This window comes from Synechococcus sp. CC9605 (assembly GCF_000012625.1).
Classification (GTDB): domain Bacteria; phylum Cyanobacteriota; class Cyanobacteriia; order PCC-6307; family Cyanobiaceae; genus Parasynechococcus.
This window is the reverse complement of sequence record NC_007516.1, coordinates 1,239,596-1,259,646: the sequence shown is the minus strand read 5'-3', so window position 1 is coordinate 1,259,646 and position 20,051 is coordinate 1,239,596. Positions and strand designations below refer to the sequence as shown.

Sequence of the window (20,051 nt, the reverse complement as noted above, 5' to 3'; positions counted from 1 at the left end):
GAGCCCATGGTCGCGTTGATTGACCAGCTCAAGGGTGAATACGGAGCGCGTTCCCGTGGCCGAGTGCTTGAAATGCTCCTGCAGGATCTGCTCGACCCTGGTGATGCGGCATCGGATCCCGAGATCGCACCCATCAAGGATGATCCTCAACCAGCAGCAACAAGCAGATCTGATGAGGTCACCAGTCTCGTTCTGATCTCAACGGGCAACGATTTACTTGGTGTTGAAGAGATTCCAACCTCAGCATCTGGGGTTCCCTCGGGGGGGGCTGCCACGGGCATTGATCTGCCGGGGTTCGTGAGCAAGCGCACCAGTCAGCTCAAAGCGACCCTTCGCTCTCCGCAGCAGCGGGATTCTGCACAGAACGAGCCGCTTGTCTCAACGGTGGATTCCGTTGATCTCAGAGAGGCCAGTGCTGCAGCTGAAGAACACTGGAGGTCCTTGTACGGCCAACCACCGGGCCCAACCGTGATTGAAGCCGCCATGACCTGGCTGGCCCGTGATGTCTGGTCCAGCACCGATGCCAGTGATGGGCGTCCATTCACCTGGTCGGCTGCGAATGCGGCCGTTGAAACGCTCTGTGCCGGCTGGGAGTCAGGCGATCCATCGCTGGGACGTGTGATGGTGGTGGCCGGAGCTCTTGAGGATCCCTTTGCCACGTCTGCATTGGCGGAGCGCATGCCGACCCTGATCCGTCGCTTTGTAAACCGGTTCCGTCGCAGCCGGCAGGTCACCTCCTTCGAAACTCTGGAGTCAACGATGACGGTGCACGGGGCGCTCAAGCTCTTGGGTATGTCGACCCAGGCAGGCACTTCGGTCACCCTGAGCTCCATCCGGGATGCTTACAAGCAACGGGCACTTGAAGAACACCCGGATGCGGGTGGTTCCACCGATGCGATGCGGCGACTCAATGAGGCGTATCGGTTGCTGCGCGAGCTGTACCGAAACCGCTAATCGTCTATCCTAGTCAAGACGCGTCATTGGACTCGGATTGCGTCTTGTCTGATTCTTCTGAGTCAGGTCTTGTGTTCGGCGCCGTGGCTGCGAACAATCAGCCAGGCACTGAGGGCCAGCATTGCCACAGACCCATACAGCGCCAACAGGTCGGTGGCGTTGTTCACCTCGAAGCCAATGGTCTTTTTGAACGCAGCGACAATCAGGCCCACGACAATCACATTGGACAGATTGTTTTTCAGGCTTTGAAGGCTGTTCACAGAGAGAATGTTGTTGTGCTGCTCTTCCCCACCCTCAAGGCGTGGATCCAGGTCTGAAATCACCAGCTCATAGATGCCATAGCCAAAGATCAGCAGGGCGATGCCGATCACGAAGTAATCAACCCCTCCAACCATCTGAGCGATTGTCTTGGCGGCAACGCTCTTGGTCGTGAAGGACAGCCGCATGATCACGAGAAAGGCATTGATGACTTCGATCGCCCCAATCACGAAGCAGCCAACGCTTCCGAGCAGGCTCAACACCACCGGAACAATGCTGATTAGCCGGAATTTCCAGATCAGCCGCTCAAACCTTCGTTAAATCCATCGCGCGGCCATGGCTCAACTCAATCAATCGGGCATAGTCTGATCATCACAATTTCGGATCTTGGTTGATTCGCATAACAAGACTTGAAACTTGTCTCGACTGAGACAAGTGCTAATTCTCAAGATTTGGATCTTGCGTTGTTTTGCTTGCAGCATCCAGTGGTGTCTCGGCTGTTTCGATCTCATGCAAAAAATCACTGTTTGCTGCTTTTTGCTGGAGTCCACGGCCAGTCCAGGGAGCACCATGACCCTTCAAAACTCGGCAACATCAGCCGTTTTGGAGTCCGCGTACCTGCGGTAGACACAGGTACGCTGCTAGATCCACAGTTTTTCTGCCCTTGGTGGTTGAGTTTGGGCTCGGTCTCGAGCTGATCACATGGGAATAGTTCCAGGACTCATGCCTGGACTCGCCTTGGCTTATTGAGACGAGTAAGAAGAACTACTTCTCTTGCTTGAGACGCTTTCTTGGTCTCGTTATTGATCTCATTAGAGATAGATGGCAATAAAAAACCGGGAATGTAGGCCCGGCTCTTTGCTGATGTCGTTCTTTGAATCAGGTCGACGTCTGCATGCCCTGAATCAAGAAGTCGAAGTATGGAGACGCGAGCTTCACCTGCTGTTCCGACAACAGCGACAGGGACGCTTGCTTCATGCACTTCATCGCTTCGACCATGCCAGGCATCGGAACACCGAGGCTGTTGTACATCTCGCGGGCACCCACTAGGCCGATCTCCTGGATCATTTCGGTGCTGCCGGCCAGCACTCCGTAGGTGATCAGACGCAGATACCAGCTGTAGTCGCGCAGACACTGGGCCCGCTGGCGCTGACCATAGGCATTGCCGCCAGGTGCGACGTATTCAGGTTTGCGACCAAACAGTTGCTTGGCGGATTCGTCGACGATCTTCTTCTCGTTTTCGGTCAGAACCTTGACCACAGAAACGCGCATGGCGCCTTGGTCAAGGAAATCCACCATGGTGCGGAGTTCTCCGCTGGTGGGATACCGCAGATCGTCATCGGCCTGGAGGATGAGATCCCGGACAACGCTCATGGAACTGGGCAGGCTTCGTGGAGTTTAGTGGTCTCGACCCGTTCACCAGACCCATCTCCGCCCGGGTGTTACGCCATTGCAATGGCAGGGAACCGAGAGCATGACCAAAGTCGATAGCCCGCACAGCAGTGAACCGCGGCCCGGGCTCACGATCGAGCTCGAGGCTGTTGACCTGGATCGCGACGGCAAGGGTCTGGCCCGTTGGAACAACTGGGTGATCGTCGTTGCTGATCTTTTGCCGGGGGAGCGTGCCACCGTTCAGCTGCAGCAACGTCAGAAGTCGCGCTGGTTGAGCCGTCGTGTGGACCAGATCTCGTTTTCCGCAGAGCGGCGTCGCCCTCCCTGCATCCTTGCCGATGACTGTGGTGGTTGCACCCTGCAACGTCTGGACGACTCTGCACAAACCCGTTGGAAAGCCCAGCAGCTTCAACAGACCATGCAGCGCATTGGGGGCATTGATGTTGCCCCTGCAGCCACCATTGTTGATGCTGAACGCTGCTTTGGTTACCGCAACAGGGCCTTGATCCCTCTAAAGCGGGATCAGAACGGACGCTTGAAGGCCGGCTACTTCCGACCGAAGACCCACAAGATTGTCAATCTGAACCACTGCCCGGTGCTCGATCCACGCCTGGACACGTTTGTGGAGCCTCTCAAGCAAGACCTCGATTCAGGTGGGTGGCCGGCGGACCATGACCTGCTCGAAGCCCAGGGTCTGCGCCATCTCGGACTTCGTCTGGCCAGCGCAACGGGAGACGTGTTGATCACGTTGATCAGCAGCCATGCTCAGCTTCGAGGCCTAGAGGATCTCGCTCAGAGCTGGGTGGAGCGTTGGCCTGAGGTGAAAGGGGTGTGCCTTAACCTTCAACCCGAGGCCAACAACCTGGTGCTTGGTCGCAAAACCCATTGCCTCGCTGGAGTTCCCACCATCGAGGAACAGTTCTGCGGCATCAAGCTCGCCCTCAGCAGCACCACCTTTGTTCAGGTGAACACGCCGCAGGCGGAACGGATCGTTCAGCTGCTCACCGACTGGCTCTTGAACCAGTGCGCCGGCGCACTGGTGGTCGACGCTTATTGCGGCGTCGGAACCATTGCCCTGCCCCTGGCCAAGGCCGGTTTTGATGTTCAGGGCCTGGAACTCAATCCCGACTCGGTGGAGCAGGCCCGGCTGAATGCCATGCATAACGGCCTTTCCTCCCGCTGTGCATTTCATGCCGGCGATGTTGCAGACCTCCTCGCTGCGCATCTGGACGACTGTCAGGCGCTGGTGTTGGATCCACCGCGCCGGGGTCTGGATCGACGCGTGGTGGACAGCATCCTTGAGCAGCCTCCTGTCGTGGTGGTCTACCTCAGCTGTGACCCCGCCACGCAAGCACGGGATCTGAAAGCTTTGCTCGCTCCATCAGGTTCCTACGAGCTGGAGGTGCTCCAGCCCGTGGACTTCTTCCCCCAGACAACGCACCTTGAGTCGTTGGCGCTGCTGAAACGGGTCAGCTCCTGAGCTCAGCTTGAAACTGCTTGCTCAAAGCAGCACGCACCTTGTCGTGAACGGGCTGAATTTTGTCGTCTGTGAGGGTTTCGTTCTTGCCGCGGTAGCGCAGACGGAAGGCTTGGCTCACTTTGTTGTCGCCCAGCTGCTCGCCCTCAAAGCGATCCACCAGTTCCACCTGCTCCAGAAGAGGTTTGCCCGCCTTGCGGATGGCTTGGATCAGATCGGTAGCGGCACTGGATCGGTCAACGATGACGGCAAGATCCCGCTCGCTGAACGGCACGGTTGGGTAGGGTTTGAAGGACGGCGTCCAGCGGTTGCTGCGGGTGGCGGCATCCAGCAGTCTCGCAAGGTCGAGCTCGAATAGATAGGTGGCTTCAGGAAGATCGAGCTCCTCAGCCATAGCTGGGTGCAGTTGTCCGAAACAGCCCAATGGGCGTCCCTCCAACACCAGGGTGGCGGCCCGACCTGGATGCAGTCGTGCGTCATCTGTCAGGCGACGGTCGGACAGCTCCAGCTGCAGGGCCTCCATCACCCGGGTGAGAACACCACGGGCCTGGAAATAGTCGGGTGCCTGGGGTTTGCCACTGGTTGCCCAGGTGGAGAGGCGTCGATCTCCGCAGATCACACCAGCCAGAACCGCTTTCTGGCTGACGGCCTCCGGGGAGCCGCTGTAGGTGTTGCCGATCTCAAAGACGGAGCAACCCCGCTGCGATGCCTTCAGATTGCGAACACAGATCTGCAGGTGTTCTTCCCAGAGGTTGGTGCGCAGATGGCTTGTGTCGGCCAACAACGGATTGCTGATGGCGATGCGCTGCTCCTGCTCGGAAGCCGGAACGAGAGACAGGGTGGTGACCTCCTGCAGCCCTGTTGCACAGAACAGCTGCCGCAGACGCCGTTCCGCCTGCTGGCGCGGTGTGAGTGCCCCGGGCTCCAGCGGATCCGGCAGATGAGCCCCGAATCGGTCGAAGCCCACAAGACGAGCCACTTCCTCGATCAGATCAACTTCACGCTGCAGGTCTTGCCGTCTCGATGGGGGCGCCATCACCTCCCAACCCTGTTCATGGGCTGAGAGCTGGCAACCGAGGGCTGTCAGGCAGTTTTCGATGCTGGTGTCATCCAGATCCTCCGGTCCATCGGCAGCATCGAGGGGGCCAAGCAGTTGATGCAGGGCACTGCGCCGCAACAGCACCGGTCCCGCTTCTGCAGGACCGCTGCCGCCCACCCAACGGCCGCTTTCAGAGCAGGAAAACTCCTGACTCAACAAGGCCGAAGCACGGGCCGAACAGGGCAGGGTCATTTCCACAGGCAACCCTTTCTCGAAACGGCTGCTGGCATCGGTGCGCAAGCCCAAGGCCCGGGCGGAATGGCGAACCCGCGGCGGAGCAAACAGGGCGGATTCCAGCCAGATGTTCCGGGTGCTGGCGGTCACCCCACTCTCGAGACTCCCCATCACACCTGCGACGGCGACAGGCCGGTCATGGCAGGTGACGACCTGCACACGGCTGTCGAGGGTTCGCTTCTGATCATCCAGACCGACGAAGATTTCCCCATCGCGGGCGGAACGGACCGCAAAACTCTTGGCGTCCACCGGTTGCCCGGTCAGTTGTTCCAGCGCATCGGCATCAAAGGCGTGGAGGGGCTGCCCCTGTTCCAGCATCACCAGATTGGTGACGTCAACCACCGCATTGACGCTGTTTACGCCACCTCGCTCAAGGCGCTGCTGCAACCAGGTGGGTGAGGGCTTTGAGCCGTCCACACCCTCAATCCTGGTGATCGTGTAGAAGCAGCCGTCCAGTTCTGTGGTCAGCGGACTGGTGCTGGGATCCAGATCCAGCTCGGGCAGGCTCAAGCTGCCACCGGTCAAGGCCGCCACCTCGCGAGCGATACCCACCATCGAGAGGCCGTCGGGGCGATTGGCGGTGATGGCCAGCTCCAAAACGGTGTCGTCGAGACCCAGCAGGGGCGCCACAGGCGACCCGTTGGGCGGCAAGGATTCATCCAGCTCATCCAGGATTGCGATGCCGTCGGATTGCTCCGTCAGACCCAGCTCGGTCAGGGAGCAGATCATTCCGTTGCTGGCCACACCCCGCAACTCGCCGGCTTTGATCGTCAATCCCACGGCGGGGAGGGTGGCTCCGACCATGGCCACCGGAACATGGATCCCGGAACGAACGTTGCTGGCACCACAAACGATCTGGATCGGGGCCTGAGCTCCGACATCCACCTTGCAAACGCTCAGCTTGTCGGCGTTCGGGTGTTTCTCTCGTTCCAGCACATTGCCAACCACCACGCCTTGGGCCCGGGCGCTGAGGTCATCGACGTCGTCCACCTCAAAGCCTGCCATCGACAGACGCTCAGAGAGATCGTCCACGGACTCATTCACCTGGACCAGCTGCTTCAGCCAGGAGATGGATACCCGCATCGGATCTAAGCCAGACAGCGCGCGATCCTAGGAAGTCCCCTTGGAAGAGCAGCCCAGGGCATGTCGGGTCAGGGGGTAAGCTCGATGTTTGTCAATTCGCTTCGCACCTGCGGCGCAACGTCCTTTATGGCCAAGAACAAGGGCGTCCGGATCGTGATCACTCTCGAGTGCACCGAATGCCGGTCCAATCCCGCCAAGCGTTCACCCGGCGTGTCTCGCTACACGACGGAAAAGAACCGCCGGAACACCACCGAACGGCTGGAGATCAAAAAGTTCTGTCCCCACTGCAACAAGTCCACGATCCATAAGGAGATCAAGTGACCTTGCAGGTCCGTCTTTCCTCCATCCGTTCCTGAGTCATGTCCAGCTCCTTCTTCAAGAAGCGTCTTTCGCCGATCAAGCCCGGTGATCCCATCGATTACAAGGATGTGGATCTTCTCAAGAAGTTCATCACTGAACGCGGCAAGATCCTTCCCCGTCGCCTCACCGGCCTCACCGCCAAGCAGCAGCGCGATCTCACCAACGCTGTCAAGCGTGCCCGCATCGTTGCCCTTCTGCCCTTTGTGAATCCCGAAGGTTGACCCTCGGGCGTTGAACAACTCAATCCAACCCGGAGACACCGTCGCGGTAGTTCTCAAGGGTTCCCCTCTATTCGGCCGTCTTCTGTCCATCAAAGGCAGCAAGGCGGTTCTTTCTTTTGGTGGTCAACGTCGTGACCAGGGTCTGCCCCTGCGCGACCTGATTGCCATCGATCCCGAGCATCGCTTCGCGAACAGTGCTTTACCGGCTCCTGAGCAGGTGCAGGACAGCGCTCCATCAGCACGGGCCCTCCTAGAGGCCTGGCAGCTACTGGAAACGGATCAACCGGGGGGATTGGCTCGATTGAGGCTCTGCGACTTTGGCGAGTTGGTGCTGACCCCGTTCAACCTCGCTGGGCTGGCAGCCTTGTGGGCCTGGCTTCATGGGAACCAACAGCTGTTCCGTTGGCGTCGCGACCGTTTGATCCAACCGCTCCCCCGCGGGGAAAGGGACAGCCTGCGGCGCCAACGTCGAGCTGAGCGGCAGGCACAACAGCATGAACAACGACAGCTCGCGTTGCTTCGGGCTGAGCGAGCCCTCAGTGACGATGAACGCTTGGAACTGGACCCGGTTTGGGACGAGCAGTTCAGACACTGGATTCAGTTGCTGAAAGACAATCCCGCTGCGGTGGGTTCCGATCTTGATCTCCAGCAGTGGTCGGCAGCGTTGTCGATTGGATCGGATGCCGCCGATCTGCGGCAGTGGTTAATCGTGCGTGGGTTGCTCGATCCAAACGAGCCCATTGGCCTAAGAGGCAGCGTCTGGTCACGCCGTTTTCCCTCTGATCTGATGGAGGAAGCGAATCGCCTTGTTGCTCTTTCGGAAGAAGAACTGCCTGCGGATGAGCAACGCATCGACCTCACCCACCTGGCCACCTACAGCCTGGACGATGCAGGCACCCGCGAAATTGATGACGCGCTCTCGCTGGAGCGTCGTGATGGCGTCAATTGGATCTGGATCCACATCGCTGATCCCAGCCGTCTGATCGACATTGACTCCCCCCTGGATCAGGAAGCCAGACGTCGGGCCACAAGCTTGTATCTGGCGGAGGGTGTGATGCCCATGCTCCCTCTGGAACTGGCGGCCGGTCCCCTCAGCCTTCGAGCTGGGCAGCGCTGTGCAGCACTGAGTGCAGCCGTTCACCTCGATGCCGATGGTGCTGTGGTGGAGCAACGGATTGCTCGCAGCTGGATCCGACCCCGCTATGGCCTCACGTACGGCGATGGCGACGAGCTAATCGAGTTGGCACCTCCAGGAGATGAGGCCCTTTCGGATCTTTCGGGACTGTTGATGCAGCGCATGCGCTGGCGACGCTCCAAAGGAGCCGTGATGTTCGACCGCCCCGAAGGACGCTTCCGCCGCAGCGATGGGTCCTTGACGCTGCAGGTGATTGACCCGTCACCCTCCCGCCTGATGGTGAGTGAAGCGATGCTGCTGATGGGTGCTGTTGTGGCCAGCTTTGGGCAAAAGCACAACCTGCCTCTGCCGTTCCGCAGTCAGCCTGCGGCGGAGCTGCCCTCAAGCGATGAACTCGATCGAATCCCCGAGGGACCAGCCCGTGATGCGGCGATCAAGCGCTGCTTGAGCCGTGGCGTGCAGGGCACGCGGGCCATGCCCCATTTCAGTCTCGGCCTTGAGGCCTATGTGCAGGCGACGTCACCGATTCGACGCTACGCCGATCTCATCGCCCACCGGCAGATCATTGCCCAGCTGTCGGCGCTTGAACCGATGGATGAAGAGCGTCTTGGTGAAGTGATTGACGATCTCGATGATCCATTGCGCCAATCCATTCAGATCAGCCGGGAGGATCAGCGTCACTGGCAGCAGGTGTGGTTTGCCGAGCATCACAACACCGTCTGGACGGCCGTGTTCCTGCGCTGGTTGCGCCCGCAGGATCGCTTGGCCTTGGTTCATGTGAGCGATCTGGCCATGGATTTGGTGGGTTTTGTTTCTGCAGACGACCCTTGCCCTGGCGACGTTCTTGAACTCAAGGTGGGTCGTGCTGACCCGGTACGTGGTGAGCTTCAGCTTCAGTTGGCTTGATCCAGAACCCCGGTGATCCGGACCCAAGGCCCCCAGATGTTTTTGATGCCGCGGAGGTTCAGGGTTTGGCCCGAGTGATCCTGTTCGGATAGCCAGCGATGGATCGCCGGTTCCAGGGTGATCAGAGGCCAGATCCCTTCAGAGGTCTGCAGCTGGTAGCCCTCCTGGAGGTTGCCTGTGAGCACGCCACTGAGACCGACCTCATGCGACTGGTGTGGCGCCTGGTTCATGCCAGGAGGCATCAGCATGCTGACTTCAATATCTGAAAGGCAGCCCATGGCGTCCAGGATTTCAGGCTGAGCCAAGCCCTGCTCCTGTGCCGTGACCCAGTGCGGATGCCAGTGCGGCCAGTCCCAGATCGGGAGAACCGCTGCAGGGGCCTTGGGCTCGTGGATTAGGGCTGACTGGATCGACTCAACTGCAAGATCGCCAAGGTCACAGCCCTGGCGAACGGCCATGGCCGCCGCCAGACCCGCCACCTGGCCCAGATTGAGGATCAAAGGCTGCAACCGCGTGGCTCCATTGGCCATGTGGCTGACGCTGAAGCCTTTCTCCGCCATCACGAGGTTGGGGATCGCGTCTGAGATCAAGGCATCGAAGGGGATGCAGAAAGGCGTACCGCTCCAACGTCCACCCCAACGCACACTTTTCGGTGCGAGGGGCCAGTCCTTACGCGGGTAGTGATGGTCATTGGCATAAGTGCCCACAGCGATGCTGGTGCAGCGTCCCTGGGCATCGATCGGGAGCGGTCCCCGCAGGGCTCCTCTGGACATCGGCAGGAGGTCGCGTTCCGTGACCGTTGATCGACCCATCAACCTCCGACCTTCCCGCCAGTAAGGCATCAACGCCAGGCTGGGATCTTCACCTGGAAAGGCGTTGCCGGCCGCGATCCAACCGTCGCTGCATTCCTCCAGCGCCGTGAGGAAATCCTTGCTGTGCCTCTGCATCTCCTGGGCCAGCTCCGCACGTACCTCACCATCAGCGCTGAGGCTTCGATCGAGGCCGTTGTGCCAGTCGTTGCCCTCCAGGGGCCAATTCAGCATCACCAGGCCGCTGGGTAGACGGCCATAGGTGATGGTTTCCTTGAGGCCGAAGCTGGCGGTGCTCCGATCAAATGGACACCGCGGTACCCCAGCGGCACGCTGCGGAGCGAGTTCCCCATGCAACTGACCCATCACCACCCAGGTGGGTGACTGAATCGGTTGCTGTTCAAAGAATGCGTCGCTCTCGAGCCGGGACTGATCGGGGGCGCTGGGTTCATCCCACATCTCCTTGGCTTCCCAACCCCAGCGGAAGGGAACCGACGACAGGGCAAGCAGATCTCCCAGGTCGCTGCCATCCACAAACACATCGGCGGAGAAGGTTTCAACGCCTTTCACGCTGAGGATCTCCAGGGAGTGGAGGCGTCCCTGCTGGCCGTGAACCTGCTCCAAGCGGCAGTGGGGACGCCACTCCAGCCTGGGCTCGGCTGCCACCCAGCGTTGCAGGATCCGTTCGGCCGTTTGCGGCCTGTATCCGAAACAACTCACCCAGTTGTGGTCAAGCCCGCTCGGCTCCTCAAGCTCCAGCTGCCGCAGAAAGGCGCCCCAGATCCCGGTCTGCCAACAGGTCAGTTCATGGCCATCCGGCGCGCAAACTCCTGCCGAACTCACCATGCCCCCGAGCCAGGGACCAGGGGTGAACAGTGCCGTTTCAGCTCCTGATCTCGCGCTCTGCAGTGCAGCAGCGACGCCCCCGCAACCACCACCCCAAACCACCACGTCGCGGTGCGTCATGGTGAGGGCGGGTTGGCGTGGAGCGTATTGGGCATGCTCGTTAGAGTCTGTCGTCGCTGCGGTGCAGCGGAGTTCGAACTTTTCTGATGCCCTACACCCTTACGACTCCGCTCTATTACGTCAACGACCGTCCCCACCTGGGCAGCACTTACACCACGCTGGCCTGTGACGCCCTGGCTCGTTTCGAGCGGCTCCTGGGGGAGAAGGTGACCTTCGTGACCGGCGTTGATGAGCATGGCCAGAAGATTCAACGCACCGCAGAACGTCAGCAGCTGAGCCCGCAAGACCACTGCGATCGCGTCAGCAGCCGCTACCGCGATCTGTGGAATCAGTGGGGAATTTCCGACGATCGCTTCGTGCGCACCACCAACCCGCGTCACCTGGAGTTGGTGGGTGAGTTCTACGAACGGGTTAAGGCATCCGGCGACATCGTTGTCGGCAAACAGACGGGCTGGTACTGCGTCGATTGCGAGGAATACAAGGACGATCCGGCCGAGGCGGAGTCGCCCTCCTGTCCGATCCACCGCAAGCCGTTGGAATGGCGCGATGAGGAGAACCTCTTCTTCCGGCTCTCCCGCTATCAATCCGCCATTGAAGAGTTGGTGGCTCGGGACGACTTCATTGCCCCTGTCAGCAGACGCCAGGAAGTGCGCAATTTCGTCGCCCAAGGCCTGCACGACTTCTCCATTTCACGGGTGAATGTGTCCTGGGGACTTCCTGTCCACGACCATCCCGGTCACACCTTCTACGTCTGGTTTGATGCCCTGCTGGGCTATCTCACAGCACTTCTGGATGACGGTGAAGCGGTATCGCTGGATCGGCTGGCATCCTGCGGCTGGCCTGCCTCCGTGCATGTGATCGGCAAGGACATTCTTCGCTTCCATGCCGTGTTCTGGCCGGCCATGTGCATGTCTGCAGGACTGCCGGTGCCGCAAAAGGTTTTCGGCCATGGCTTCCTGACCCGGGAGGGGCAGAAAATGGGTAAGTCCCTGGGCAATGTGCTCGACCCGGAACTGTTGCTGGAGCGATGCGGCACTGATGCCGTTCGCTGGTATCTCCTGCGCGACATCCAATTCGGAGACGACGGAGATTTCCAGCAACAACGCTTTGTGGATCTGGTCAACAACGACCTGGCCAACACCATCGGCAACCTGCTGAACCGAACCTCGTCGATGGCCCGCAAGTGGTTCGATGACGGCGTCCCCCCAGCAGGAGCAGCCTCAGAGGCTGACCATCCGCTGGCCCTCAAGGCTGCGGAAACTATCAGCACGGTGATGGAGGCGATGCCTCAGCTCGCGTTCAAGACCGCGGCCGAATCGATTCTTCAGCTGGCCATTGCGGCGAACGGTCATCTCAATGACACGGCTCCATGGAGTCGCATGAAGGAACCCGGCCAAGAGGCAGGCGTGGCCGAGGATTTGTTCGCTGTGCTGGAAACCACCCGCATCGTTGGGCTCCTGCTTGCCCCGCTGCTTCCCGATCTCAGCGAGCGGATCCTGTCCCAACTCGGGGAGAGCTTGGATCCAAACAACTGGTCGAATCAGCTGAATTGGGGCAGGCTGTGCAGCGGTTCTGCCCTGCCCAAGCCAACTCCGGTGATGCAGCGGTTGGAACTGGATGAACCGCTCTGAACAAAGCATGCTGGGTCGCTTGTCGCGTTGTGGTCTGACAGCAGCCCTTCTGGCGAGTGCATTGATGGCTGCTTGCAGTCCCCGCAGATTGATGGCGGTTGCACCGACGCCGTCCTTTGTGTTCCGATCGCTGGATCTGAGTCAGCGTGCCGACAACGGAGATCGTGACTGGGATCTAACCAGCCCCGAGGCGCGTTACGACCTCAGCAGTCGAACCATCCGTGCGCGACGTCCCGAAGGCCTCCTCTATCAAAACGATCAACCCAGATACAGAATTACGGCCGATCTTGCCACGGTGTTGCGGGATGGTGAGCTCGTTGTGCTGGAAGGGTCGGTTCAGCTGCGGCAGTTAAACCAACGGGGGCTGACGATCGAGGGAGACAATCTGATTTGGACGCCATCGCAATCGCGGATGGTGATCAATCAACGGCCCAAGGCCAATGATGGCCAGACGCAAATTCGCTCCCGCGAGCTGACGTTTCAGCAGGACAGCGAGGTGCTTGTGTTCAGCGGCCCAACCCAGCTGAACCGTGTTGATCAAACAAGTGCTGCTTCCACTGTGGTGCGGGGTGGCAGCGGGAGCTGGAATCTGAAGAGCGGTTTGATGCAGGCGCCTGGGCCGGTGGAGGCCTCCCGCACTGATGGCCGCACGCTCAGCGCCTCTGGGCTGAATGGCAACACCCGCGAAGGATACCTCGACTTACAACAACCGGTCACGCTTGAGCTCGAAGGCGACCGAGGCCGTATCACTGCCGGTCGGACGCGCTGGTTGTTTTCAGAGAAGCAACTGCAATCCGATCAACCCGTTCAGGCCGATCTGAAAAACAGCAACGTGCAGGGCACAGGGTTCAAGCTTGATGAGCGCACTGGCACCGTGATTATTTCCAGTGGCTGCCGAATGCAGCAGAAGACGGCATTTTTGACAGCCCGGCGTTGTGCCTGGAACTGGCGCCGTGAACGGGTTGTGGCCGATGGGGATGTGGTTCTTCGGCGGACGAACCCCGAGCAGATCACACGGGCCTCACGCATGGAGGCCAAGATCTCTGAGGACGGTGAGATTCGCTTCGGCCAATCCGGAGCACGGGTTGAATCCACGATCAAATTGAGTCCGGCGGCACAGGAGAAACCACGTCGTCCCCGAGTGTCGTTCTGAGGCGCTGTGACCAGCCCTCCAGCCATCGTTCATCCGAACGGGTGAAACATCGGGGCGACCAGCCCCCCACGATCACGGCCCCCTCGTTTCCCATGGGGCATACAACAATGGCAGGGAGTGACGGTAACATTGCGTCGAATTCCGCCCGTCCCGGAAAGAGTGTGGTGTTCACCAGGGAGATGGTTTGATCACGCTCCATGGCCCGCTTGGTGATCGCCCCTGGCTCGAATGGTTCCTGACTGATCAAGCCGCGACGCAGCACAATCTGATCCCGCCAGAGCACCAGCACGGAAGCCGCTGGCGTCGCTGTCAGCAGCATGTGGCTGCCCCAAGCCAGCTCCTGTTTCTGAACCGCGTTGTACTGATCCATCATCACGAGTCCCTGTTCTCCCTTCAACGGAACCTTCTCCGCTGATCTGGGATTGGCCCGTGTCCAGAGCACCGCCACAAGCATCAGCCCAACTGATGCCATTCCTGCCAGCACCTCTGCCCTTTGCAGCTCGGGAGTCACGGTCTCCGCCACGCCCGCATTGGTCACGGTCAGACCCAGCAACAGGAGCGCGCAGATCAGAACGGCACGGGCGGGACCTGGCATCAACAAAGGGTGCTGTCAGAACGCAATCATCCTGCTCAAATACCGACATGTGCGTCCCTGCCATGACGACCCCCGAGGCTTTTGCCGCCATTGCCCTTGCCGCCGTTGCTTGTGACGGAAAGCTTGGGCGGGATGAAGCCCATGCCCTGCGCTGTCAGCTGGAGTACCGATCGCTGTACAGCGACAGCTCTGAAGCAGCGATGGGTGAATTATTTGATCGTTTGCTGCAACTGTTGCGGGAGCAGGGTGTTCAAGGCTTGATCAGCTCCGCCTTGCCGCAACTCAATCAAAACCAGCAGCAGTCGGCCCTGGCGGTGGCAGCACATCTTGTGCATGCCGACCGCAAGATCACAGCGGAGGAGACCGACCTCCTGGACCAGCTCACCCGTCAGATGACGATGCCCGACAACGATGCCCGCATGGTTGTCGAGGCAATTGCGGCGTTAAACCGCGACATGCTGGACAGCTGACGGCAGACTGAGGTGGTCATAACGCTTGAAGGGATGTCCCGTTCCGTCCGACGCCTGTTGGCCAGCCTGCTCAGTTTCGGGATCTGCCTTCTTCTCTGGGCCCCTGCCAGCCTGGCGATCTCCCCTGCTGCTCTGGGTGGAAGCCTGCCGGATGCACTGGTGATCGACGATGCGGACGTGCTCAGCCGCGCCAGCCGTGGTGAATTGGAAGCGAAATTGCGCAGTTTTGAGGATCAACGGGTGGATGCCCGATTGATCACACTGCGGCGTCTGGATTACGGCATCAGCTTGAACAGCTTCGGCGAGGATCTCCTTGAGACCTGGAGCTCACCCAGCAGTAATCCTTTGCTGTTGATGCTGATCGAGACCTCGAACAAGCGATCCGCCGTGGTTGCCAATCAGGAGCTCGAAGCACAGCTGCCGTCCAGCCTGCTCAAAAGCACAGCTCGTACAACGATGACTGTCCCTCTTCGGGATGGAGATCGTTACCGCCAGGCCTCTGTTGATGGGCTGACTCGCCTTTCAACCGTTCTTTCAGGTGGGGAAGATCCCGGCCCCCCGAAGGAGATCGAACGGGTCACTCTTCCTACAAACATCCCCACCAAGGCTGAAACGGCTGAAAGCGATGCCACCAAGTGGGTGATCATTCTGCTGGTGCTTGGCACCATCATTCCGATGGCCACCTGGTGGGTGTTCTCCCGCTGATTGAACAACTGCGATGAGCCGCCGTAACTGGATCAACCTGTTCAGCACCAGTCAATCCGTTGAACTGTCTGGTGATCTTGAGCGTGGTTACGACGCGGCTCTGCTGATTCAAAGCCTTGAACTCGAGTATTACGGCGACCGACAGATCCGTCCGGAGCTCAAACTCTCCGTTCCTCGCTCGGTGCAGGCAACGATTCTGCGCCGCTTCAAAACCGCTCTGTCCATCTGCCGTAGTTCAGCAGCCAAACTCTCAGATCAGAGAGGTCAGCTGGATTCTCAGGAGCTGCGTCAACTCCAACTGATCGAATCCATCGTCAGCCGCTACGGATCCAGACGATCCACCAGTTCGCCTTCAATCAGCCGTTCACCGGATGCCTTGCCCCGCTCACTCCTGGGTGTCTTTGACAGCATTCGACTTCAGCTAGACCCCTCTACAGAAGACAGTGTCGTCGCCGGTTTTCGCCGCCGTCGTGACACAACGCTGATCTCACTGAGGGTGTTGTTGCTTTTGGTCCTGGTCCCTTTGTTGGTGTCGCAAATCTCGGGGACTTATCTGATTTCCCCTGCGGTGAATCAGTTCTCACCCGAATTGCCCTTCTTGAGTTATCCCAAGCCGCTACTGGAAGAAAAAGCAGCAAAGAAGCTTCGTTTATACAAACAGGAGCTTGAGTTTGATGCCTTTCTCAAGGGTGTGGAACCCCTCGATGATGCAGAACTGCGCAACAAGCTCACGGAAAAAGCGACCGAGCTCAAGCACGATGCCGATGAGGAAAGTCTCAAAGCAATCAAAAACGTCTTTGCGGATTTGGCAGGCCTGATCGCCTTTGCTGTGGTCTGTTTGATGAGCCGTGATGAACTGCGGGTTCTTCGAGGATTCGTGGATGAAGCTGTCTACGGGCTGAGTGATTCCGCCAAGGCCTTCGCCATCATCTTGTTCACAGACATCTTTGTGGGTTACCACAGCCCCGAAGGATGGTCGGTGCTGCTGGATGGAGTTGCTGACCATTTCGGCCTTCCCTCCAGCCAGAGTTTCGTCAATCTCTTCATCGCAACATTCCCCGTGGTGTTGGCGACGATTTTCAAGTACTGGATTTTCAGATATCTCAACCGTGTATCTCCATCGTCCGTCGCAACGTTGAAGGGGATGAATGGTGGTGGGTGATTCCACGGTCCATTTGGAGCCCGCCGGTGCATGCCAAACCAGCCGCTTGATTCTCGTGAGCGGCCCGGCCCGCAGCGGAAAGAGCCGGTGGGCTGAGCATCTCTTGCATCATCATCCTGTTGTGACCTACATCGCCACGGCCGCCACCCGGCCGGATGACCGTGATTGGCAGATGCGACTGGAGGCCCACCGGAAGCGTCGACCCGACCACTGGAGTGTGGCTGAATCTGGAGCCGCGCTGGTGAACTTCATCGACAACCTGGCTCCGGGGCAATCTGTCCTGATTGACGCACTCGGTGGCTTTGTTGCCCACCACCTTGAACTCACTGCATCGGACTGGGATCAGCTCTGTGAACGACTGATCGCATCGATCAGGTCATCCCACTGCACGTTTGTTCTGGTGATCGAAGAGACAGGATGGGGGGTTGTTCCCCCAACACGCATTGGTGGATTGTTCCGGGATCGTCTCGGAAGTCTGGCCCAAGCGCTGGATCGCGTCGCCGACGGCGCCTGGCTCGTTCTCCAAGGTCGCGCTCTGAACCTTCATGCCCTTGGCCATGAGGTGCCATGACTGAGATCTCACCCCTGCGGATCGCCCTGTTCGAGCCCCAGATTCCACCGAACACCGGCAATATCGCTCGCACCTCGGCGGCCTTCAGGATTCCGTTAACCCTGATTGAGCCCCTTGGCTTCAAGGTGGATGATCGCAGCGTGCGCCGTGCCGGCCTCGATTACTGGCCCCATGTGCAGCTCTCGATTGCTTCGAACTTCCCTGAGTTTCAAGCCGGGCTTCGTCCAGGGCAGAGGTTGATCGGCTGCAGCCGTCGCGGTGGCTCCTCGCTGACTTCGTTCACGTTCCAACGCGGCGATGTGCTGCTGTTTGGCCGGGAAGACACGGGGCTTCCGGAATCGGTACGCGATGCCTGCGACAGCATCCTCACGATCCCCATGCCTGGAGCAGCTGATGACGCTGGCCAGGGAGGCGTGCGCAGCCTCAACCTTTCTGTGGCCTGCGCTCTGGTCACCTATGTGGCTGGTCAGCAGTTGCAGTTGTGGTGATCCCACCACTGCTCCAATCCCCCTTGCGCCGGGATGTTCGGATCGTTACCCTCAACGCGTCTAAGGGTTTTCATGCGCGCACCGCTTGCTCTGGCAGCTGCTGTAAGCCCTGTGCTGTCCTTGGGTTTGTGGGCTTCTCTGCCCGGAATTGCCGATAACGCCACCTTTGAGCTTGCTGAGTTGCCTCCGCTGCCAGCTCTTGATCCTCCGGTAATCAACGCTGTTGTAAGCAAAGCCGAACCAACAAATCCGGTTTGGTTCGAGGTTGTTCGCGAAACGTCGCTGAGGCGTTTTGCTGAACTGTTCAAACTTGATCGTGAGGCTCTGGCCGCGTTGAACAACGTGCCTTCCTCCCACGTTTTCGCGAAAGAGAGTTGGCTTTCCCTGCCTCGTTCTGCCCGGGTTGTTGCTGGGACGTTGTCGTCACTCAAGCGGAACAGTGAGCGTCAGACGCTTCCAGTGGCCGCCCCGCCACCGGTCGGCACCCTTGCGAAAATCCAGAAAGGTGATTCCCTGGCTGCCTTCCTCAAGCGCCACGGCGTCACCCAAGAGCAGCTCAAGACCTGGAATCCAGGGCTTGAACTCAGTGCTCTGACGGTTGGTCGGGAACTTCAAGTCGCCCAGGCTTCTTCCGGCCAGTCCCTGCTTGCTGTTCGTCCGCTCCGAAGTGGAGGTGCTGCTTGGCCAGAGCACACGCTTCTCCCGATGGCGGATCAACCCGACAGCCTCAAACCACCGATCGTGGGTTATCAATGGCCAACAAAGGGTGTTTTTACCTCTGGTTATGGATGGCGTTGGGGTCGGATGCACAAAGGGATTGATATCGCCAACAACACCGGAACACCTGTCGTTGCAGCACGAGATGGGATTGTCTCCTATTCCGGCTGGAGCGGTGCCTACGGATACCTGGTTGAAATTGCTCACAGTGATGGTGAATCCACGCGTTATGCCCACAACAGCCGCCTTCTGGTCAAAAAAGGACAAGTTGTTCCTCGCGGGGCTCGCATTTCACTGATGGGAAGCACCGGACGTAGCACCGGACCTCACCTTCACTTCGAAATCCGTCGAGCCGGTGGCGCAGCACTCAATCCCTTGGTCAAGCTGCCGGCACGAAAGGCCTGAATCAACTATTTCATGACCGATCCGGTCTCGAGCTGTTTGCTCGACAACTCGGAACAATGAATGTCAGAGGGGAGACTTGAACTCCCGACCTCAGGGTTATGAATCCTGTGCTCTAACCAGCTGAGCTACTCTGACGCAGGCCCTTCAGGCAAGTCCCCATCATACATCTCAAGGGTTCAGCCTCAGCGCATGTCGATGGCATTGAGGCGGTCTCGGAAGGATTTCGGCTGTTCTTCCTTGGTGGGCTGAGCCACGGTCTCAACAACCACTGTCGGTGCGGGTGCGGCGGGTGAGGGTGCTGGTGCCGGCTCAACGTTTCTCGTTGGCATCGAACGCCGGGTTGCGCCGCGATTCCCACCCAGACTCCTCAGCTGGCCAGTGCGCTGGTCTCTGTCCAGGGGTTTCTTGCGCAGATCTCCCTTCAGTTGGTTCAGCAGACGGAAATGTCCGGTGGAACTGAACTTGCGCAGGAGCGCAGGATCCCAGCTCGTGAGTTGGTCAGTCATCCACTGAGTTTATGGCGACGGATGGCTATGGTCGTGATAGGTTCAATCCTGATACTGGAAGTCGGATCGACTACGTGTTAAGTCGGTTGCGGCCTTCAGCTCACTCATTCACCTCCCGAACATGACCGACACCGGTTGCTTGCGTGTGGGCCAGCTGGCCCCTGATTTCACAGCCACCGCAGTGGTGGACCAGGAGTTCAAGGAAGTCACCCTGTCCCAGTATCGGGGCAAGTACGTGGTGCTGTTCTTCTATCCACTGGATTTCACCTTCGTTTGCCCGACTGAAATCACGGCTTTCAGCGACCGCTACGCCGATTTCTCCAGCAAGAACACCGAGGTTCTCGGCGTTTCCGTGGACAGCCAGTTCAGCCACCTGGCTTGGATCCAGACCCCTCGGAATCAGGGTGGCCTGGGCGATATCAACTATCCCCTCGTTGCCGACCTGAAGAAGGAAATCTCCACGGCCTACAACGTTCTCGATGACGCTGAGGGTGTTGCCCTGCGTGGTCTGTTCATCATCGACCCCGATGGTGTGATCATGCATGCCACCATTAACAACCTGCCTGTTGGCCGCAACGTGGATGAGACCCTGCGGGTTCTGCAGGCCTTCCAGTACGTGCAGTCCAACCCCGATGAGGTTTGCCCGGCCAACTGGACTCCTGGTGAAAAGACCATGAAGCCTGATCCCAAGGGTTCCAAGGAATACTTCTCCGCCATCGGCTGATCGTTCGATCAAACCATTCAGATTTGCCCT

The 20,051-nt window shown here is 59.2% G+C and carries 20 protein-coding genes and 1 tRNA gene; 14 read left to right on the top strand and 7 right to left on the bottom strand.

All coding sequences use genetic code 11. The features are described from left to right. The first annotated feature begins 6 nt into the window (after positions 1-6). Positions 7-954 carry a molecular chaperone DnaJ gene (locus SYNCC9605_RS06745; protein ID WP_011364317.1) on the top strand — a complete coding sequence of 316 codons (948 nt, stop codon included), beginning with the start codon at positions 7-9 and terminating at the stop codon, positions 952-954. A 62-nt stretch (positions 955-1,016) separates the two neighbouring features. Here SYNCC9605_RS06745 and SYNCC9605_RS06740 read toward each other — a convergent pair whose 3' ends face one another. After that, positions 1,017-1,511 (bottom strand): YqhA family protein, encoded by a 495-nt coding sequence (locus SYNCC9605_RS06740; protein ID WP_257930016.1) that lies wholly within the window; start codon positions 1,509-1,511, stop codon positions 1,017-1,019. A 580-nt stretch (positions 1,512-2,091) separates the two neighbouring features. Next, on the bottom strand, positions 2,092-2,586 hold the full coding sequence (gene apcD / locus SYNCC9605_RS06730) for an allophycocyanin subunit alpha-B (RefSeq protein ID WP_011364314.1): 495 nt from the start codon (positions 2,584-2,586) through the stop codon (positions 2,092-2,094). A 100-nt stretch (positions 2,587-2,686) separates the two neighbouring features. On the opposite strand from apcD, the gene rlmD reads away from it, so the two are divergent. After that, positions 2,687-4,084, top strand: a complete 1,398-nt coding sequence (gene rlmD / locus SYNCC9605_RS06725) for a 23S rRNA (uracil(1939)-C(5))-methyltransferase RlmD (RefSeq protein WP_011364313.1) — start codon at positions 2,687-2,689, stop codon at positions 4,082-4,084. Here the strand turns inward: rlmD and pheT are convergent. Next, positions 4,074-6,497 carry a phenylalanine--tRNA ligase subunit beta gene (pheT, locus tag SYNCC9605_RS06720; protein WP_011364312.1) on the bottom strand — a complete coding sequence of 808 codons (2,424 nt, stop codon included), beginning with the start codon at positions 6,495-6,497 and terminating at the stop codon, positions 4,074-4,076. The two genes, rlmD and pheT, sit on opposite strands and share 11 nt — an antisense overlap. A 126-nt stretch (positions 6,498-6,623) precedes the next feature. Between pheT and rpmG the strand changes: the two genes are divergently transcribed. Genes rpmG through SYNCC9605_RS06705 form a run of 3 tightly spaced genes read left to right on the top strand, consistent with a single transcriptional unit; the run spans position 6,624 to position 9,119 of the window. Further along, positions 6,624-6,818 carry a 50S ribosomal protein L33 gene (gene rpmG, locus SYNCC9605_RS06715; RefSeq protein ID WP_011364311.1) on the top strand — a complete coding sequence of 65 codons (195 nt, stop codon included), beginning with the start codon at positions 6,624-6,626 and terminating at the stop codon, positions 6,816-6,818. Positions 6,819-6,856: 38 nt separating this feature from the next. Then, a complete protein-coding gene (gene rpsR, locus SYNCC9605_RS06710; protein WP_006041316.1) occupies positions 6,857-7,078 on the top strand; it encodes a 30S ribosomal protein S18 in 222 nt (73 codons plus the stop codon). A 10-nt stretch (positions 7,079-7,088) separates the two neighbouring features. Then, positions 7,089-9,119, top strand: a complete 2,031-nt coding sequence (locus SYNCC9605_RS06705; RefSeq protein WP_011364310.1) for a ribonuclease catalytic domain-containing protein — start codon at positions 7,089-7,091, stop codon at positions 9,117-9,119. On the opposite strand, the gene SYNCC9605_RS06700 is transcribed toward SYNCC9605_RS06705, so the two are convergent. Continuing rightward, complete coding sequence (locus tag SYNCC9605_RS06700; protein ID WP_011364309.1) at positions 9,107-10,894, bottom strand: FAD-dependent oxidoreductase; 1,788 nt, start codon at positions 10,892-10,894, stop codon at positions 9,107-9,109. The two genes, SYNCC9605_RS06705 and SYNCC9605_RS06700, sit on opposite strands and share 13 nt — an antisense overlap. Positions 10,895-10,980: 86 nt before the next feature. Here SYNCC9605_RS06700 and SYNCC9605_RS06695 point away from each other — a divergent pair, with 86 nt between their 5' ends. Together SYNCC9605_RS06695 and lptC are read left to right on the top strand one after the other, a co-directional pair. Then, on the top strand, positions 10,981-12,525 hold the full coding sequence (locus tag SYNCC9605_RS06695) for a methionine--tRNA ligase (protein ID WP_011364308.1): 1,545 nt from the start codon (positions 10,981-10,983) through the stop codon (positions 12,523-12,525). After that, positions 12,512-13,678, top strand: a complete 1,167-nt coding sequence (lptC, locus tag SYNCC9605_RS06690) for an LPS export ABC transporter periplasmic protein LptC (RefSeq protein ID WP_011364307.1) — start codon at positions 12,512-12,514, stop codon at positions 13,676-13,678. The genes SYNCC9605_RS06695 and lptC overlap by 14 nt, the downstream gene beginning before the upstream one ends. On the opposite strand, the gene SYNCC9605_RS06685 is transcribed toward lptC, so the two are convergent. After that, positions 13,623-14,273: a cofactor assembly of complex C subunit B gene (locus SYNCC9605_RS06685; RefSeq protein WP_011364306.1), complete on the bottom strand. Its 651-nt coding sequence runs from the start codon at positions 14,271-14,273 to the stop codon at positions 13,623-13,625. The genes lptC and SYNCC9605_RS06685 overlap by 56 nt on opposite strands. A gap of 62 nt (positions 14,274-14,335) precedes the next feature. On the opposite strand from SYNCC9605_RS06685, the gene SYNCC9605_RS06680 reads away from it, so the two are divergent. The 6 genes from SYNCC9605_RS06680 (at position 14,336) to SYNCC9605_RS06655 (ending at position 18,791) form a co-directional block, all read left to right on the top strand. Beyond that, a complete protein-coding gene (locus SYNCC9605_RS06680; RefSeq protein WP_011364305.1) occupies positions 14,336-14,743 on the top strand; it encodes a tellurite resistance TerB family protein in 408 nt (135 codons plus the stop codon). Between the two features lie 33 nt (positions 14,744-14,776). Beyond that, positions 14,777-15,448, top strand: a complete 672-nt coding sequence (psb32, locus tag SYNCC9605_RS06675; RefSeq protein WP_011364304.1) for a photosystem II repair protein Psb32 — start codon at positions 14,777-14,779, stop codon at positions 15,446-15,448. Between the two features lie 13 nt (positions 15,449-15,461). Beyond that, the gene (gene pxcA / locus SYNCC9605_RS06670; RefSeq protein WP_011364303.1) at positions 15,462-16,610 is read left to right on the top strand and encodes a proton extrusion protein PcxA; all 1,149 of its coding nucleotides are present in this window, start codon (positions 15,462-15,464) and stop codon (positions 16,608-16,610) included. Further along, positions 16,597-17,181, top strand: a complete 585-nt coding sequence (gene cobU, locus SYNCC9605_RS06665) for a bifunctional adenosylcobinamide kinase/adenosylcobinamide-phosphate guanylyltransferase (RefSeq protein ID WP_011364302.1) — start codon at positions 16,597-16,599, stop codon at positions 17,179-17,181. Before pxcA ends, cobU begins: the two co-directional genes overlap by 14 nt. Further along, the gene (locus SYNCC9605_RS06660) at positions 17,178-17,669 is read left to right on the top strand and encodes a tRNA (cytidine(34)-2'-O)-methyltransferase (RefSeq protein WP_011364301.1); all 492 of its coding nucleotides are present in this window, start codon (positions 17,178-17,180) and stop codon (positions 17,667-17,669) included. The genes cobU and SYNCC9605_RS06660 overlap by 4 nt, the downstream gene beginning before the upstream one ends. A 72-nt stretch (positions 17,670-17,741) precedes the next feature. Further along, positions 17,742-18,791, top strand: a complete 1,050-nt coding sequence (locus SYNCC9605_RS06655) for a M23 family metallopeptidase (RefSeq protein WP_011364300.1) — start codon at positions 17,742-17,744, stop codon at positions 18,789-18,791. A 61-nt stretch (positions 18,792-18,852) separates the two neighbouring features. Here SYNCC9605_RS06655 and SYNCC9605_RS06650 read toward each other — a convergent pair. Further along, positions 18,853-18,926: transfer RNA gene (locus SYNCC9605_RS06650), tRNA-Met, on the bottom strand. Between the two features lie 47 nt (positions 18,927-18,973). Continuing rightward, entirely contained in the window at positions 18,974-19,297 is a 324-nt protein-coding gene (locus SYNCC9605_RS06645) for a hypothetical protein (RefSeq protein ID WP_011364299.1), read from the bottom strand. A 121-nt stretch (positions 19,298-19,418) separates the two neighbouring features. On the opposite strand from SYNCC9605_RS06645, the gene SYNCC9605_RS06640 reads away from it, so the two are divergent. Beyond that, a complete protein-coding gene (locus SYNCC9605_RS06640) occupies positions 19,419-20,021 on the top strand; it encodes a peroxiredoxin (protein WP_011364298.1) in 603 nt (200 codons plus the stop codon). Positions 20,022-20,051: the final 30 nt, after the last annotated feature.